We start from the raw sequence: 16,118 nt of genomic DNA, 5'->3' as shown, positions 1-16,118 counted from the left end.
TCCCTTCGTCCTTATTACTTAGCTTTAATTGAGTTCTTAACAGTAACAAGTGACTTATTGGCACCAGGAATATTTCCCTTAACCAAGATTACGTTGTTTTCAACGTCAACACGTACAACTTGCAAGTTTTGAACAGTGCGCTTGTGGTTACCCATGCGTCCTGGCAACTTCTTACCCTTGAAGACGCGGTTGATAACGGCACCCATTGAACCTGGACGACGGTGGTAACGAGAACCGTGCGCCATAGGACCACGAGATTGGCCGTCCTTCTTGATGTTACCTTGGTAACCATGACCCTTTGTGATTCCAGTAACGTCGACTGTTTCGCCTGCAGCGAATGCATCAACCTTTACTTCATCCCCAACGTTAAATTCTCCTTCAGCGTCGCGAATTTCACGAATGTAGCGCTTAGGGGTCGTGTTTGCTTTAGCAACGTGACCTTGCTCAGGCTTGTTTGACAGAACAACACGCTTGTCTTGGAAACCTAATTGAATGGCGCTGTATCCGTCGTTTTCAAGTGTTTTAACTTGCAAAACAACGTTTGGCGTAGCTTCAATTACAGTAACTGGGATAAGCTCACCGTTGTCTGTGAATACCTGAGTCATGCCGATCTTGCGGCCTAAGATACCCTTAGTAGTCATGACTATCTCCTTTGTAATAGTAAATATAATTTTTTCGATCAGTTAAATGCTTAATCAGGCAAGTTTGTTGTTGCTGTTGTTGCAGTCGTAATCGAGATTACAACTTGATTTCGATGTCGACACCGCTTGGTAATTCAAGCTTTGACAAGGCATCAACTGTCTTAGCAGTTGGGTTAACAATATCGATCAAACGCTTGTGAGTGCGCATTTCGAATTGTTCACGTGAATCCTTGTGCTTGTGTGGTGAACGCAAAACAGTGTACAAAGTACGTTCTGTTGGCAAAGGAATAGGACCTGAAATTTCAGCACCTGTGCGCTTTGCTGTCTCGACGATCTTTTCTGCGGATGCGTCGATGATCTTGTGTTCGTATGCCTTCAAGCGGATACGGATCTTCTTATTTGCCATGATTGACTCCTTCCTTCGTCCATATTGGAATATGAGACTAACTCCGTAAGAAAACCGACGTGCTCCCAAGGATCCATGGCAGTGGTCCCCGTGACAATGCCACCGGGCGTGTCGCAACCTCTTACATCATTGCTCTAAAAATTCCAGTCTCCACCGTAGACACAATTATCCCGGTTGGAACTGAACTTATTAATAGTACCCTATGTGTCAGACCAATGCAAGCCTTTTATTCACATTTATCCAATTTTATGTAACCGCACGTTGCGGTTATTAAATTGCCGGGATGTTTTTAAATCCACCACTGACATTTTAGTCATTTTGCCTTAAAATAGATATATTGAATTTAAGTTCACAATTTTAATTAATTATAGTAGAAAACATGTAGGTATCATTATGAGTCAGCCAACTGTCACGCTTCATCCCATGTGGCATAACTACCCCAATATTCAAATCCAACTTGAGGCCGTACTCGATCGTATCACACAAAACATCCAAACCTCTGATGACGCAGTACAACGTGCACTAGTTGAAACTTTTCAATCTGGTGGTAAATTATTGCGACCAGCCTTTACGATTTTGATTGCTTCATTTAATGAAGTAAAAGATCATGAGGCACTCATTCAACTCGCTGCAACCGTTGAGATGTTGCACGCGGCCTCATTGATTCACGATGACATCATTGATGATTCACCCACCCGACGACATGTGCCATCTTTCCAAGCGCGTTTTGGTAAAGATGTGGCCGTCTATGCTGGTGATATTTTGTTTGCCCTGACCTTCCGTGCCTTAGCAGACTATACCGATGATATTCAGATGATTCGTAAAATGACGCGCTATCTCGAAACAATCTTAAATGGTGAATTGACACAACGGGTTAATCACTATAATTTAGCCATGACCATCGACAACTATAAGGAACAAATTGCCGGTAAAACCGCCGCTTTGTTTGAGTTGTCTGCACAGCTTGGTTTATCTGCCTCACGGCCAACCGCTGATTTTGCCAATAAGGCTTTGTCTTTTGCCAACAATGTGGGCATGGCTTTCCAGATTTTAGACGATATCCTAGACTACACGTCTGACGATACCAAATTAGGGAAACCCGCCCTGCATGATATCCGTGAAGGTGTTTACACAGCCCCCCTCATTCTAACCATGCAAAATCACCAAGGCATTAGTGAACTACTGGCCAAACGTGAAACGATCACAGACGATGAGTTACGTACCATCAAAACACTCGTTGTCGCCGATGGTGGCGTTGAAAAAGCCCAGAGCCTAGCTCTTCAGTATACTGAGCAAGCGATGAGCGATCTAGATAACTTACCAGATCATGAATCAAAGGATATTCTGATTGGCATCAGTCAATTGTTATTGGCTCGTGAAGATTAATATCATAAAACATAAAAAGAGGTTGCTGATGTCAGCAACCTCTTTTTTACATCGGTGTGTGGAATTCCATATCAGGTTCCAAATAGGCAAACTCTTCACCTGGTTTAGCATTCAGATCCCAACCAGCCCGAGCCCCATGACGATAAGCAATATCACCAGCTGCACCAATCATAGCCGCATTGTCGCCCGCTAATTTTAGTGGTACCGGTATATACGTGATTTCAGGATGACTAGCTAGTAACGCTTGCAGACCTTCGCGTAACCCATGATTGGCGGCCACGCCCCCGGCGACAATAAATGATTTAACCGGATAACGCTTCAGGGCAGTTGCCGTCTTAGTGAGCAACATATCTAACACGGCATCTTGAAAGCTAGCGGCTAAATTATCCAAATCCAACGCTTCCCCTCGCTGGTCAGCATTGTGTTTCAGATTAATGACGGCGCTCTTCAAGCCGGAAAAACTAAAGTCGAGCAGCCCATCATTCATCAAGGCTCGTGGCAATTGATAGGTCACCGCACCGCGATGGGCCATTTCATCAATCAACTTGCCAGCCGGATATTGTAATCCCATGGTGCGGCCAACTTTATCATAAGATTCTCCAGCGGCATCATCTCGCGTATCACCGACGACAATGTACTCATACTCATTCGGCATCAGGACAAATTCAGTGTGTCCGCCAGAGACCATGAGTGCCATTGCTGGGTACACAATTGGGGCCACAAATTGGGCAGCACTAATATGGCCAGCCATATGGACCACTGGTACTAATGGTAGGTTGTGGGCCCAAGCAATGGTTTTGGCGGCAGTCACGCCAATCAACAACGCACCGACTAACCCTGGCCCAAACGTGACTGCAATCGCCGTCAAATCTGAATAGGTTAGGCCTGCGTCTGTCAGAGCAGCATCGGCCAAAATGGTGACTTGTTCAATATGATGTCGACTGGCCACTTCTGGTACAATGCCACCAAATCGCTGGTGACTCTTAATTTGAGTCGCTGTTTCTAAACTAAGAATGTCATTACCATTTTTAACAATAGCCACACTCGTCTCATCAGCACTTGATTCAAACGCCATAATTATGCGATCACTCATCAACTCAACTCCTTCTCACCCAATGTTAAATCCATCAAGTACGCATCCTCGACGGGATCACGATAATAGTCTTCACGAATATTGTATACCTGAAAGCCCATCCGCTCATATAATCGCATGGCACGCTGGTTACCATAGCGGACTTCCAACAAGACTCGGGTGCCCGCCTCAAACTGTTCAAACCATTTTAACAATAATTTTTCACCTAAGTGGGCCCCTTGAAATTTCGGTACGATGGCAACATTACTGATGGATAATTCATCCGCGACTAACGTACCGCCAACAAACCCCGCTGGTTCATGATCAACCTCAAGGACTAAATAACGAACTAAGCGACTCCGCAAATCATTTTTAAATAATTGCTTGGTCCAAGGTGACCCTTTATAAGCTGCTTTCGCAATTGTATAAATTTCATCAGCCGTGGTTGTTTCACGATAATTCAATTCCACTACTAAATCCTCCGACTAAAATTTGGGCCATATCATAGCCATCTTCGCCATCTTCATAATAGGCGCGCTTGGTTCGAATTTTTTGAAAGCCCAACTCTTCATACAAGGCCTGCGCACGCACGTTTGACTTGCGCACTTCAAGCGACATGCGCTGGAAGTTCACCTGCTGGGCAATCGTCATCGCATAGATCATCAGAAAACGGCCAATACCACGCGATTGCCAAATTGGATCAACCGCGAGATTAGTGACATGCGCTTCTTTGACACCCGGCCGAAACGCAATGCCCACATAGCCGATCACGGTATTAGTTCCTGGCATGCACACCATGACATACAGTCGATAACGGGCATGGCTGATTTCATTGCGAAATACCTCAACGGGCCATGGCGCACCACCTGCGTATGCTGCTTGTTCCACCCGAAATAGCGCCGAAGCATCGGCAATGGTTGCCGGTGAAATAGTGTATTCACTATTACCCAACACAACATTTTGTCTAAATTCATGTAATTCTTTTGGTAACGGGTGCGTCCACCAATAGAACCAATTACTTAACTTGTTCAACATAGGTTTCATGATTAGCCTCTGGGTGCGCCTTTAGCCAATCTGCTTCAGCTTGTGTCACACGTAAATAGTTTGGTACAAATTGGTGAATCTCATCCATATCATCTAAAACAGCACTCGTTGACGCCAAGGCTAACATGTTAGCCGCATGTGGTTTATTATCCGCCCCTGCTGCAATTTCAGCATTTGGCACATGTGCTAACAATTGCGCTTGATAAACCGCCCCATCTCCCACATAGACAACCCGCGCATAGTCGGCCGCAATGGCAGTGGGCATGCCCACCACCGCGGTATGTTGATCTGGTACAACATTGACCAACTGGCCATCAAGCCACGTATATTGACCAGCATAGACATTATCATTACGGGCATCCATCATGGGGATAATTAAGGTATCGGTCGCTTGAATGTTCATCGCCAACAATGCCAAACTTGAAACACCGACTAACTCGATGCCTAAAGTGAAGGCCAGTGTCTTGGCGGTGGTAACCGCCAGCCGTAGTCCCGTGTACGAGCCCGGTCCTTGACTAACGATGATCCGTTCTAAGTCAGCCGGTTGCCAACCAGCATCGCGCACCACTGTATCAATGATTGGTAGTAATTGTTCAGAGTGATTCTTCGCAATATCGGTTTCTTTTTGGGCCACTAATTGGCCACCATCAAATAATGCCACCGATAGTGGTTGATTTGAGGTGTCGAATGCTAGTATTTTCATATCTATCCCCTTAACTGGTTTTACACTAGTAATCATTCTACCATCTACGCCCACAATTTTCTGCATGATATTCACTGACAGCTCAACGACCTGCCGCTGCGTGCGCCAACATACCGAAACCGCCAAAAAGATCGCGTATGCAGTCACAAAAAAAGAGCTTGGATTACTCCAACCTCTGTTGTCAGCTTACTTAGCGTCATCATATCCCTTGGGGTGCAATTGATGCCAAGTCCAGGCTGTCTTGATAATTTCTTTAACATCGTCAAATTGAGGAGCCCAGCCCAAAACTTTACGGGCTTTAGTTGATGAAGCCACCAATGAATCGGGATCACCAGCCCGGCGTGGCGCTACTTCAGCTGGAATTGCTTGCCCAGTTGCAACTCGCGCGGCTTCAACCATTTCCTTAACTGAGAAACCAGTTGCAGAGCCCAAGTTAAACTGATTAGACTCACTACCCTTAGCTAAGTAATCCAAAGCCAAAATGTGCGCATCAGCGAGATCTTGGACGTGGACGTAGTCTCGGACGTTAAAGCCGTCAGGGGTGTTATAGTCATCCCCAAACATCATAATCTTGTCACGCAACCCAAGCGCTGTTTCCAAAATAATTGGTACCAAGTGTGTTTCAACAGGATGATCTTCACCAATTGAACCATCTGGCTTAGCACCAGCAACATTGAAGTAACGTAAAGCCACCCACTTCAAACCATAGGCCTGGTCCGCCCACTTCATAATGTGTTCCATTTGAAGCTTAGACTCTCCATATGGGTTAATGGGGTTTTGGGGGGTTGTTTCTTTGATTGGTGATTCTTCTGGCGTACCATAAGTCGCTGCTGTTGATGAGAAAACAATTTGCTTCACATCATGTTTCAACATGACTTCTAACAACGCAATCATACCAAAGGTATTGTTGTCGAAGTACTTCAACGGATCAGCCATTGATTCTGGCACAATTGATGAAGCAGCAAAGTGCACAACCTGGTCAATGTTTTCCTTTGTAAAAACGTCATCCAAGGCAGCCTTATCTCGAATATCGACTTCGTAAAAGGGTACTTTTGCCGGTACCGAAGCCCGATGACCAGTCAACAAATTATCAACTACGACCACTTCACGATTTGCAGCTAATAAACGATCAACCATATGTGATCCGATATAACCTGCGCCGCCCAATACTAATATTGCCATGCTAATGTCTCCTCAAAATCGAATTACCTGTCTGTTCTATGACAATTATATGCTTTTAGTCCGCAACTGTCCAAGTTGCTGAAGCTTCAGCCGCCACGATATCGCCATTCATAATCCGATGAACCGTCTGTGCATCCCCAATTGTCGCCGTTGAGGAGATCACGTCGCCCATTCGAACTTCTTGTTCAAATTTGATATTAACTTGAACTGGCTCGTGCGTCTGTAAGAATGTCTCACCCAATACATCCTGCAACCAATCGAAATATTTTGAATTATTGACATGCTTATTAGAGTCAATATCCGTATAACGGACACGATAATCTAAACTAAGTGCCGATTCATCGGCACTAATCTTCGTTGGCTCTGGTAACCGTGGAATTTTCTTCACCACATCAGCACCATACAACGCAACATATTCAGCTGGAATGCGGGCCATTTTGCGTTTTTCCATATCTAACATGGCATAAAGTGATTCGATAGAAACCAATTCATTGCGGTCAGTATCAAAAATTTTATAAATACGGGTAGCAAAATAGGGATTAACTTCGCGCGCATACGTCTGCAAAATAACTGTCTCATCAATGTTTGGCCGGCGTTTGATATCCATAACGTGTTGCAACACAATCCACCCCAAGCCACGGGTGTGCGTCTCATCAGGACCGATGCCATATGCCACACTTTGCATGGTTGAGCTCAAAATGGCTAAATTCAAGATGTATGGCAAACTCAATTTCCCCGTTTCATCCGCTTCGTAATACAAAACATCGTGGGTCATTTCATAAATATTAGCCATTACTTTGGTACTCCTTGATACTCCAAATACAATTTCTGCCGATCTAGCTCACGTTCCTTGGCAATTTTTTTCACTGCCGCCGTGCCTTTCATCCCGTGTGCAACTAAGGCTGCCACCGCTTCAAGTGCGGTTAAATCAGCAAGGGGATCTTCTTCATGTGGATTGACAACGTGTTCATTGCCACCAATCATCAAGACAAATTCCCCACGCACTTCATTGTTGGCCGCCCAATCAGCCAACTCCTGGGCTGATCCGCGCAAAAACTCTTCATAACGTTTCGTCAATTCGCGAGCTAAGACAACCGGATGCGCATCACCAAACACTTCTGCAATGTTGGCCAACGTCTTAGCTAAACGATGCGGTGATTCGTAGAAAATCATCGTTTCAGTATGGGTCAAGAGCCCCTGCAATTCGGCGATTTGGTCTTTAGGCCGCCGTTCCAAAAAACCGTAGAACATAAAGGGTTGGGGGGCAAGACCAGAGGCGATCAAGGCAGTAATGCCGGCTGAAGCGCCCGGAATCGGCACCACTGGAATATCTGCTTCCAAGGCCGCTTTTACCAATTCATGACCAGGATCTGAAATAGAGGGCATGCCAGCATCTGAAACCTGCGCAATATCCTCACCAGCCACTAAACGAGCGACCAATTCAGGTATCCGTGATTCTTTATTATGTTCATGGAAGGAAATTTGCTTAGTTGTGATTTCGAACTGATTTAATAGTTGCTGCGTATGCCGTGTGTCTTCTGCAGCAATCACAGCCACGGCTTTTAATGTTTCAATTGATCGCACGGTCATATCACCTAAATTACCAATTGGCGTTGGGACTAGGTATAATGTGCCGGTCGTATGCGTTGCAAAACTTTTCTGTGATTGCATCTTACTTTCCACCTAACTCAAATTGACTCTCAAGAATAACCGACTCCATGGTCGTTTGCAGATTAACATTCATCGCTAACGTTTCGTTAGCGGTGAAGATAATCCGTTGCACAGCCAGTAACTTCGCCATCGGATAGCGTTGCGCATACTGTCCCCACTCATGGCTTTGCTTAAAGTGCGGCGTGTCTAACGCATTGCTTGCTGACAAGATAACATCACGCCACGCGGCTGCTAGCATATGGACCAAGAGCTGATGACTACTAGTGCCACTACTCAATTTCATGATGTCTGTTTGCACTAAATTAAATGCCTCAACATCCAATTGGAGCAGTTTACCCGTGATCTCGCTAATCGTAATCACACTTTGATTGAACCAATCATCTGCCAGCCACGTTTCTGCTACTGGCAAACTATCTGTTAATTCAGCCGCTAACGCAATGTTGGTATCAGTATAACCAAGTTCCTGTAATTGCCGCGTGTACATTTCTTGACCCAAGTTGGGGAAATCTACCACCTGTGTTCGTGAAATAACAGTTGGTAAAATTTGCTGGCGATTTTCAGCTAACAAAATTGCGGTTTGCTCACCCACTGGTTCTTCGATAAATTTCAACAGGCCGTTGGCAGCACTAGCCGTCATGGTATCGGCACCTTCAATCACGAAAATCTTACGCCGACCTTCAACAGCCGTTTTGGTAAATTCATCCTTCAAAAAACGGACTTGATCAATTTTGATACTGTGACCATCTGGTTTTAGGTCAATCACATCAGGATGGTTGCCATTCGCTATCCGTAAACACTGTGAGCAGACACCATCTGGTTCACCATCAGCGGTTGGATGCTCACACATCAGCCGCATCGCTAACCAATCAGCCACTAACTTTTGACCGCGCCCTTGTGGACCAACAAATAAAAAAGCATGTGCTAGTTGATCACTAACCACAGCTTGTTTGAATTGGCGAATCAATTGAGGCTGCTGCGTATTTGCTTGTGCAATTATCTCGGTAGCTTCCATGCGCACCCCCCTGTTTTGATTGCCGACGATTAAAAGTGGTAAAACTCTTCAACGTTTTGGACGAAGACCGTTGCACCACCAACTTGCACCTCAATGGGCATTGAGGCGGTTGATTCTAATGAGACATCCATGCTAGCAGCTGGTGTCATAAACTGTCGCCGAGAATGCGAGGTTGCCTTAATGATTTCAAGCACTTCTGGTACCCGGTCGTCTTCAATACCAATTGAGAACGTCGTGTTACCTGAACGTAAGAAGCCACCTGTTGATGCCATCCGTGTTGCCCGTACATCGGCTTTAATTAACGCAGTTCCCAAGCTATTTGCATCTTTATCTTGTACAATTGCCGTTACTAATTTCATAGTTCCACCTCCCGCGGTGTGATATTGAGATAACTAACAAGCGCTTGCCAGGTATCTTCAATAACATCTTCCAATGCTTGTTCAGCATTAATTATAATGTATCGTGCCGGATTTTGTGCCGCTAATTCATGATATTGCGCACTGACCCGTTGGTGAAAGGCCAAGGCGTCCATATCTAAACGATTCACTTCATCCGGACGTGTCGTTTGGATGCGTTCGAGGCCAATTTCTGGGCGGACATCCAAATAGATCGTTTTGTCAGGTAAGAAACCATCAATCGCAAACTGATTCACCGCAGTAACTGCCGGTACCCCAATTTGACGACCTGCGCCTTGATAGGCAATCGAACTATCCACATAGCGATCGGAAATGACCAGTTTACCAGCCGCTAAAGCTGGTTTAATCGTCTGCACAATGTGTTGCCGTCGCGATGCCGCAAACAGCAAGACTTCCGTACGCGCATCCATTTCTGGATGGGCCGGGCTTAATACCAAATCACGAATTTGTTCAGCGATTGGATTATCAGTGCCCCCCGGTTCACGCGTCAGTAATAAGTCCTTGCCATAAACGGTCGTCAATTTGGCTACAATCGCTTTAAGTACACTTGTCTTACCAGCACCATCCGGTCCTTCAAATGTAATAAACTTTCCTGCCATACTTGCCAACTTTCCTGGAGCCACTCCTCCTAATTTGTTTTAATTATATAAGAAATCAACTGAAATCGCAGTAAATTTGCGTAACCTTTAACAGAACTGCTACAATTTAGAAGACAAAATTAGAAAACTGAGGATGGAAACATGCAAGCTATTGCCATTGAACCCCAACAATTAATCGACGTGATGATTGGTCAAAAGACCAATGATATTCGCCTAGAAGGAACCGATTACCGTGGTGAATTAGTGATTGCATCACAAGCCCTAAAGCAAGTCGGTCTGCCATCAAATATGGCTGGCGTGTTAGTTAACTTAACCAACGTGGTGGCCTTAGATAACGGTAGTTTCGACTGGCAATTTGAATTAATAGCCTTACTACGCCCCTTTAAGGTGCACGGGACAATGTCCTTATTTGAAGTGGACGATGCAGCTATTTTACGCGAACCTGCCAATTGGTTCAACAACGCTGAAGAAGATGCGGCCCATGAGAAAATTGGTTTGTGGATTAACAGCTACATTGAACAACATCCTGAACTAGATCGCATTCCCCGTCAAGACATCCCCGAGGATATTGCTACTTTAGCGCTATCCTTTGACCAATGGCGCCTGGCTTACTTTGACTTTATCTACAAGCCAACTAAGCAACAAAAAATACAATTCCGCAAAGTTCGTTACGACGTTGAACCATTAACAAAATAATCACATAAAAACACTGGTCGTACGGCATTCAACCGTACGACCAGTGTTTTTAAATTGAGATCTTACAAAACGATATTAACCATGCGTCCTGGCACAGCGATGACCTTTTTAGGTTCAACACCATCCAAGAACTTTTGCACGTTGGTATCAGCCAACGCGGCTGCAATCATCGCATCCTTTGACGCATCAGCTGCAATCACTGCGCGACCACGGAGCCGACCGTTCACTTGGACCGGAATTTCAACTGTGTCTTCCACTAACGCAGCTTCATCATATGTTGGCCATGATTCATACGTGATTGATTCTGCATGATTCAACTTAGACCAGAGCTCTTCGGTGATGTGCGGTGCAACCGGATTTAATACCTTCAAGAAACCTTCAAGATATTCAACTGGCAATGCATCAACCTTGTAGGCTTCATTCACAAAAATCATCATCTGTGAAATGGCCGTATTAAAGCGCAAGTTTTCATAGTCATCGGTGACCTTCTTGATCGTTTCATTGTAGACCTTATCTAACTTATGATCATTGATAGTTGTGATATGATCACGTAACTTATCCTCATCATCAATGAACAAGCGCCAAACACGATCCAACCAACGTCGTGATCCTGACAAACCATCCGCTGACCACGCAATTGATTGTTCCAATGGACCCATAAACATTTCGTAAATACGCAAAGTGTCGGCACCAAATTCTTCAACAACGTCATCTGGATTCACGACGTTGCCCTTTGACTTAGACATTTTTTCATGATTCTCACCAAGAATCATGCCTTGATTGGCCAACTTTTGGAAAGGTTCTTTCGTTGAAACGATGCCCAAGTCATACAACACCTTGTGCCAGAAACGCGCATATAACAGGTGCAAGACCGCATGTTCGGCCCCACCAATGTACAAGTCAACGTTTGACCAGTATGCTTCCTTAGCTGGGTCAACCAAAGCCTTGTCATTGTGTGGATCCATATAGCGCAAGTAATACCATGAAGATCCTGCCCATTGTGGCATCGTGTTGGTCTCACGCATCCCATGGCGTCCATCCTTATCGGTCACGTTGAGCCATTCAGTCGCATTCACCAATGGTGATTCACCCGTGCCAGATGGCACGATATTATCCACCTCAGGCAAGCGTAATGGCAACTCATCCTTTGGAACCAATGACTTAGTCCCATCATCCCAGTTAATCACCGGGATGGGTTCACCCCAGTAGCGTTGGCGAGAAAAGATCCAATCACGCAAACGATAGTTCACTTGCTTATGACCGATACCCTTTTCTTCAATGTAAGCCAGCGCTTTTTCAACGCCATCTGCTTTGCCCAAACCGTTCAAGAAATCAGAATTGATGTGCTCGCCTTCACCAGTGAAAGCTGCCTCTGCTACGTCACCACCAGCCACAACTTGGCGAATTTGTAGATCGTATTTCTTAGCAAAATCCCAGTCACGTTGGTCATGTGCTGGCACCGCCATAATCGCACCAGTACCGTAAGAAGCCAAAACATAGTCACCAATCCAGATTGGCACTGCTTCACCATTGATTGGGTTCACAGCATAGGCCCCAGTGAAGATACCTGACTTATCCTTGTTCAAGTCGGTCCGTTCCAAATCAGACTTTGAGGCGATTGACTGCTTGAAAGCAGCCACCGCTTCTTTTTGATCCGCAGTAACGATCTCATCCACTAATGCATGTTCCGGTGACAACACCAGATAGGTTGCCCCAAACAAGGTGTCAGCACGTGTTGTAAAGACTTCAACGTTCGCCTCGTGTCCTTTGACAGGGAAGTTGATTGCAGCTCCAATTGAACGGCCAATCCAGTGGCGTTGCTGTTCCTTAATGGCTTCTGGCCAATCAACCTCTTCTAAGTCTTCTAACAAACGATCAGCGTAGGCCGTGATCTTCAAGACCCATTGACGCATTGGTACACGATAAACAGGGTACCCACCACGTTCAGTCTTACCATCAACGATCTCTTCGTTAGCTACAACCGTCCCACCATTATAGTCTGGTGCCCAGTTAACCATGATTTCATCTTCATAAGCCAAACCTTGCTTATATAATTGTTCAAAAATCCATTGGGTCCACTTGTAGTACTTAGGATCAGTAGTGTTAACTTCACGTGACCAGTCATATGACAAACCTAACGCCTTCATTTGACGGCGGAAGTTCTTAACATTGGTTGCTGTGACTTCCTTAGGATCAGCACCTGTCTTAATGGCGTAGTCTTCAGTTGGCAAACCAAACGCGTCAAAGCCCATTGGGTGCAAGACGTTGAACCCTTGCATGCGTTTCATACGCGCAACGATGTCCGTTGCTGTGTAGCCTTCTGGGTGTCCCACGTGTAATCCTTGCCCTGATGGGAACGGGAACATATCCAAAACATAATACTTGGGCAAAGTTGTCTCTGACTTTGTCTTGAATTCTTGGTGTTCTTCCCAATAGTGTTGCCACTTCTTCTCAATTGTCTTGTGTTGATAGGCCATCTTAAAAACCTCTTCCGTGTGCTTTTCAGCGATTTGTTGTATATTTTTCATGTGGTCTGCACATGTCTACTAATAGTTGAATTCTATCAGAAATATGGACCTTTTTCAATTTACCCCGGTCCTTATGCTACAATATTCACTAGATTGTAGAACGTTTATCAAAAAGGAGGTGCGATTATGCGGAAACCCATGCGAACATTTGATTATTTTCAACTTGGTTTAGCCCTTTTTGGATTAACTATTTTTCTATGCTTAATGCTTGGTGTGCTTTATGATTTGCCTTACTTGCATTGGATTGATCAGCTTGGCTTGCACCAGATTCGTGAGCCGTTAACCGCTGAACGATCATGGTTTTTCCGTAACGTCACTCGGGCTGGTAATACCCGCTGGACGGCGGTAGTGATGGCTGCCACCATTGCTGTCTCACTCATCGTTAAAAAATACGATATCGCCGTCTTTATGTTTGTGAATGTGGCGATCTTTGCCCTTGGTGGAATGGTTGTGCTCAAACATACGTTTAACCGACCACGGCCCGATATTTTGCACCTAGTATCAGCTAGTGGCACTTCTTTCCCATCCGGGCATGCCTTGAATTCCATACTATTATATGGTTCGTTAATTGTTCTAACGCATTACTATGTGCACAATATTTATCTGCGCTACGCGTTTACCACGCTGCTCGCAACGCTAATCATTGCCATTCCCATGAGTCGTGTGTACTTAGGTGTCCATTATCTATCAGACGTTTTGGCTGGCATGTCCCTGGGTACCTTTTTCCTAATCATGTCTAAAGAATTTATTTTCAAATATCGTACAAGGGAGTTCTTCGAAAATGAAGAAAACACATAATCTAGCACAACTTACCATTGACGAAATTCTACATGTCGGTGACACGGTGATCGATGCGACCATCAAAGAGGGCGATGTTACTCGTTTTCTAGCTAGCCGCGTCGGTGAAAATGGCCATGTTATGTCCTTCTCCGCTAAAAAGAGCGAGATTGATAATATGGCCACATCACTCTTTTTAAGCGGCTTAACGGCGCGGGTGGAACCCATTGAGCGGGACTTCACCGAGATACCTAAATACTTGGATCCCACTGAACCCATCAGTGTCGTCCTCTTTCAAATTGATGACGATACCGATGCCGATGCAGTCGTAGCCACGATTAAGCAAGTGTTATTATATCTTCGCACATACGGCCTGATTGTTTTAGACGGTTATACCAACCAACCAGCTGTCCGTGCCGTGGCAGAATACGTCAGCAAATTAACTGATGATCAATATGATGTGCGTGCCCTGAATGATTTGCTTTCGGGGGAAACGGCGCTCATTATCCAACGCCATTAATCCTGCAAAAAAGCACAACCCCTGACCGGTGGTTGTGCTTTTTTGGCTATACTAGGATTACTTTGTCGCCATTGCTTGTGGTACAAACAGCGCGACGGCTTCAATATGCGCCGTTTGGGGAAATTGATCTAACGGTTGAATAGCCCCTTTGAGGGCATAACCATGCTCAAGCATATAGGTGGTATCACGCGCCATAGTGACGGGATTGCATGACACGTAAACAAACCGATCCGGTTTCATGTACGTCACAGCGTCCATTAATTCTTCGGTTAACCCCCGGCGTGGCGGATCAACAAAGACGACATCCGGCTTTAATCCAGCATCCTTCCAAGCTTGCATTTGGGTGGGTGCATCAGCGGCCACGAATTCAGCATTTTTAATCTGATTCGCGACCATATTGATCTTAGCATCGGCAACTGCCCGTTCAACCACTTCAACCCCTAAGACCCGTTGAACCTTATCCGCCACTGATAGGCCAATTGTGCCAATACCGGAATAGGCATCGATAATAGTATCGGATCCCTGTAACTCACCCTTTTGCGCAGCTAATTCATATAACACTTCGGTGGTTTCGGGATTCACTTGATAGAACGAATTTGGACCAATTACGAAATCGCGCCCAAGCAAAGTATCATGAATCGCATCGGCACCCCAAAGCGTACGATTATCACCAGTCAATTGCTGATTAGTTTGGCGGGGATTGTGATTCAAAATGATACTCTGAATCCCAGGCACCTTGGCAGCAATCTCTTGGGCAATGGGTTCCTCATCAGCCAACGCTGGACTATGGCTCACAAGTACGACCATGACTTCTTGCGAATAATAGCCCCGGCGCACCATGATATAACGCATGTCGCCCTTTTGGGTCGCATCATCATATACCGTGACCTGATGCGCATCCAAAATATCACGAACCATGCCAATCGCGGCATCGATTTCACGATCATTCACAAAATAGTCTTCCATTGGGACAATCGTCACTTTATCTTTTCGATCAAAGAAGCCGGTCGTCAACTTGCCATTTTGGTACTTCATCGGCACCACCGTCTTATTACGATAATGCGTTGGATGTGTCGTACCAATCGTATCGGCAACCGCAATCGTATCTAACCCCACCGCCGCAAATGCTTTTTCGACTTGCCACTTCTTCAAACGCAATTGACCCTGGTATGACAAATTGACATATGGGGCCACACCCGCTTCCAGTAAGTAATCTTTGTTAGCTTGAATACGTTCGGGGGATGGCTCTAGTACCTGCAATACCTGCCCGAAAGCTGATAGTCGATCAACCTGCGTTAATTCATATTTAATTTTTTCCCCTAAAAAGGCATCCACCAGCTTCACAGGGTAGTCGTCCACGAGAATGACGCCCATGCCATTGTGCATGACATCGGTTACCACACCTTCACGAATTTCATGCAATTTTACCGGCAAAATGTTCTTTGGCATAATTGCCTCCTTTGTT

At 45.3% G+C, this 16,118-nt stretch carries 18 protein-coding genes; 4 read left to right on the top strand and 14 right to left on the bottom strand.

Annotated elements, in window-relative coordinates; genetic code table 11:
- Positions 1-14: 14 nt before the first annotated feature.
- Positions 15-641 carry a 50S ribosomal protein L3 gene (gene rplC, locus WSWS_RS00480; protein WP_070229420.1) on the bottom strand — a complete coding sequence of 209 codons (627 nt, stop codon included), beginning with the start codon at positions 639-641 and terminating at the stop codon, positions 15-17.
- A 97-nt stretch (positions 642-738) separates the two neighbouring features.
- Positions 739-1,047, bottom strand: a complete 309-nt coding sequence (rpsJ, locus tag WSWS_RS00475; RefSeq protein ID WP_070229419.1) for a 30S ribosomal protein S10 — start codon at positions 1,045-1,047, stop codon at positions 739-741.
- Positions 1,048-1,440: 393 nt separating this feature from the next.
- On the opposite strand from rpsJ, the gene WSWS_RS00470 reads away from it, so the two are divergent.
- The gene (locus WSWS_RS00470) at positions 1,441-2,433 is read left to right on the top strand and encodes a polyprenyl synthetase family protein (protein WP_070229418.1); all 993 of its coding nucleotides are present in this window, start codon (positions 1,441-1,443) and stop codon (positions 2,431-2,433) included.
- A gap of 46 nt (positions 2,434-2,479) precedes the next feature.
- On the opposite strand, the gene tsaD is transcribed toward WSWS_RS00470, so the two are convergent.
- The 10 genes from tsaD to tmk form a co-directional block, all read right to left on the bottom strand.
- Positions 2,480-3,526, bottom strand: coding sequence for a tRNA (adenosine(37)-N6)-threonylcarbamoyltransferase complex transferase subunit TsaD (gene tsaD / locus WSWS_RS00465; protein WP_070229417.1), 1,047 nt, complete (start codon positions 3,524-3,526; stop codon positions 2,480-2,482).
- Complete coding sequence (gene rimI / locus WSWS_RS00460) at positions 3,526-3,975, bottom strand: ribosomal protein S18-alanine N-acetyltransferase (RefSeq protein ID WP_070229416.1); 450 nt, start codon at positions 3,973-3,975, stop codon at positions 3,526-3,528. Before rimI (WSWS_RS00460) ends, tsaD begins: the two co-directional genes overlap by 1 nt.
- Entirely contained in the window at positions 3,956-4,549 is a 594-nt protein-coding gene (gene rimI / locus WSWS_RS00455) for a ribosomal protein S18-alanine N-acetyltransferase (protein ID WP_236150566.1), read from the bottom strand. Before rimI (WSWS_RS00455) ends, rimI (WSWS_RS00460) begins: the two co-directional genes overlap by 20 nt.
- Positions 4,521-5,252, bottom strand: a complete 732-nt coding sequence (gene tsaB / locus WSWS_RS00450; protein WP_070229415.1) for a tRNA (adenosine(37)-N6)-threonylcarbamoyltransferase complex dimerization subunit type 1 TsaB — start codon at positions 5,250-5,252, stop codon at positions 4,521-4,523. The genes rimI (WSWS_RS00455) and tsaB overlap by 29 nt, the downstream gene beginning before the upstream one ends.
- Before the next feature lie 186 nt (positions 5,253-5,438).
- A complete protein-coding gene (gene galE, locus WSWS_RS00445) occupies positions 5,439-6,434 on the bottom strand; it encodes a UDP-glucose 4-epimerase GalE (RefSeq protein ID WP_070229414.1) in 996 nt (331 codons plus the stop codon).
- A 55-nt stretch (positions 6,435-6,489) separates the two neighbouring features.
- A complete protein-coding gene (locus WSWS_RS00440; RefSeq protein ID WP_070229413.1) occupies positions 6,490-7,227 on the bottom strand; it encodes an acyl-[acyl-carrier-protein] thioesterase in 738 nt (245 codons plus the stop codon).
- Positions 7,227-8,105: a 16S rRNA (cytidine(1402)-2'-O)-methyltransferase gene (rsmI, locus tag WSWS_RS00435; RefSeq protein WP_070229412.1), complete on the bottom strand. Its 879-nt coding sequence runs from the start codon at positions 8,103-8,105 to the stop codon at positions 7,227-7,229. Before rsmI ends, WSWS_RS00440 begins: the two co-directional genes overlap by 1 nt.
- Before the next feature lies 1 nt (position 8,106).
- Positions 8,107-9,117 carry a DNA polymerase III subunit delta' gene (holB, locus tag WSWS_RS00430; protein ID WP_070229411.1) on the bottom strand — a complete coding sequence of 337 codons (1,011 nt, stop codon included), beginning with the start codon at positions 9,115-9,117 and terminating at the stop codon, positions 8,107-8,109.
- A gap of 29 nt (positions 9,118-9,146) precedes the next feature.
- Positions 9,147-9,476 carry a cyclic-di-AMP receptor gene (locus WSWS_RS00425; RefSeq protein ID WP_070229410.1) on the bottom strand — a complete coding sequence of 110 codons (330 nt, stop codon included), beginning with the start codon at positions 9,474-9,476 and terminating at the stop codon, positions 9,147-9,149.
- Entirely contained in the window at positions 9,473-10,132 is a 660-nt protein-coding gene (gene tmk / locus WSWS_RS00420) for a dTMP kinase (protein WP_070229409.1), read from the bottom strand. Before tmk ends, WSWS_RS00425 begins: the two co-directional genes overlap by 4 nt.
- A gap of 141 nt (positions 10,133-10,273) precedes the next feature.
- Between tmk and WSWS_RS00415 the strand changes: the two genes are divergently transcribed.
- A complete protein-coding gene (locus WSWS_RS00415; RefSeq protein WP_070229408.1) occupies positions 10,274-10,828 on the top strand; it encodes a hypothetical protein in 555 nt (184 codons plus the stop codon).
- A gap of 62 nt (positions 10,829-10,890) precedes the next feature.
- Here WSWS_RS00415 and leuS read toward each other — a convergent pair whose 3' ends face one another.
- The gene (gene leuS / locus WSWS_RS00410; RefSeq protein WP_070229407.1) at positions 10,891-13,305 is read right to left on the bottom strand and encodes a leucine--tRNA ligase; all 2,415 of its coding nucleotides are present in this window, start codon (positions 13,303-13,305) and stop codon (positions 10,891-10,893) included.
- A 177-nt stretch (positions 13,306-13,482) separates the two neighbouring features.
- Here leuS and WSWS_RS00405 point away from each other — a divergent pair, with 177 nt between their 5' ends.
- Positions 13,483-14,154, top strand: coding sequence for a phosphatase PAP2 family protein (locus WSWS_RS00405; protein ID WP_181777840.1), 672 nt, complete (start codon positions 13,483-13,485; stop codon positions 14,152-14,154).
- Positions 14,138-14,653: a class I SAM-dependent methyltransferase gene (locus WSWS_RS00400; RefSeq protein ID WP_070229406.1), complete on the top strand. Its 516-nt coding sequence runs from the start codon at positions 14,138-14,140 to the stop codon at positions 14,651-14,653. The genes WSWS_RS00405 and WSWS_RS00400 overlap by 17 nt, the downstream gene beginning before the upstream one ends.
- Before the next feature lie 57 nt (positions 14,654-14,710).
- Here WSWS_RS00400 and rlmD read toward each other — a convergent pair whose 3' ends face one another.
- Positions 14,711-16,102 (bottom strand): 23S rRNA (uracil(1939)-C(5))-methyltransferase RlmD, encoded by a 1,392-nt coding sequence (gene rlmD, locus WSWS_RS00395; protein WP_070229405.1) that lies wholly within the window; start codon positions 16,100-16,102, stop codon positions 14,711-14,713.
- Positions 16,103-16,118: the final 16 nt, after the last annotated feature.

The organism is Weissella soli (genome assembly GCF_001761545.1).
GTDB classification, from domain to species: domain Bacteria; phylum Bacillota; class Bacilli; order Lactobacillales; family Lactobacillaceae; genus Weissella; species Weissella soli.
Note: the sequence above shows the minus strand (reverse complement) of the source record. Positions and strands in the feature narration are given on the sequence as shown.

Excerpts from the sequence above, each read along its gene's own strand:
- tmk (WP_070229409.1), bottom strand. The coding sequence starts at position 10,132 with ATGGCAGGAAAGTTTATTACATTTGAAGGACCGGATGGTGCTGGTAAG.
- WSWS_RS00415 (WP_070229408.1), top strand. The coding sequence starts at position 10,274 with ATGCAAGCTATTGCCATTGAACCCCAACAATTAATCGACGTGATGATT.
- holB (WP_070229411.1), bottom strand. The coding sequence starts at position 9,117 with ATGGAAGCTACCGAGATAATTGCACAAGCAAATACGCAGCAGCCTCAA.
- WSWS_RS00425 (WP_070229410.1), bottom strand. The coding sequence starts at position 9,476 with ATGAAATTAGTAACGGCAATTGTACAAGATAAAGATGCAAATAGCTTG.
- leuS (WP_070229407.1), bottom strand. The coding sequence starts at position 13,305 with ATGGCCTATCAACACAAGACAATTGAGAAGAAGTGGCAACACTATTGG.
- WSWS_RS00470 (WP_070229418.1), top strand. The coding sequence starts at position 1,441 with ATGAGTCAGCCAACTGTCACGCTTCATCCCATGTGGCATAACTACCCC.
- WSWS_RS00440 (WP_070229413.1), bottom strand. The coding sequence starts at position 7,227 with ATGGCTAATATTTATGAAATGACCCACGATGTTTTGTATTACGAAGCG.
- rpsJ (WP_070229419.1), bottom strand. The coding sequence starts at position 1,047 with ATGGCAAATAAGAAGATCCGTATCCGCTTGAAGGCATACGAACACAAG.
- tsaB (WP_070229415.1), bottom strand. The coding sequence starts at position 5,252 with ATGAAAATACTAGCATTCGACACCTCAAATCAACCACTATCGGTGGCA.
- tsaD (WP_070229417.1), bottom strand. The coding sequence starts at position 3,526 with ATGAGTGATCGCATAATTATGGCGTTTGAATCAAGTGCTGATGAGACG.
- rlmD (WP_070229405.1), bottom strand. The coding sequence starts at position 16,102 with ATGCCAAAGAACATTTTGCCGGTAAAATTGCATGAAATTCGTGAAGGT.
- rimI (WP_236150566.1), bottom strand. The coding sequence starts at position 4,549 with ATGAAACCTATGTTGAACAAGTTAAGTAATTGGTTCTATTGGTGGACG.
- WSWS_RS00405 (WP_181777840.1), top strand. The coding sequence starts at position 13,483 with ATGCGGAAACCCATGCGAACATTTGATTATTTTCAACTTGGTTTAGCC.
- rsmI (WP_070229412.1), bottom strand. The coding sequence starts at position 8,105 with ATGCAATCACAGAAAAGTTTTGCAACGCATACGACCGGCACATTATAC.
- rplC (WP_070229420.1), bottom strand. The coding sequence starts at position 641 with ATGACTACTAAGGGTATCTTAGGCCGCAAGATCGGCATGACTCAGGTA.
- galE (WP_070229414.1), bottom strand. The coding sequence starts at position 6,434 with ATGGCAATATTAGTATTGGGCGGCGCAGGTTATATCGGATCACATATG.
- WSWS_RS00400 (WP_070229406.1), top strand. The coding sequence starts at position 14,138 with ATGAAGAAAACACATAATCTAGCACAACTTACCATTGACGAAATTCTA.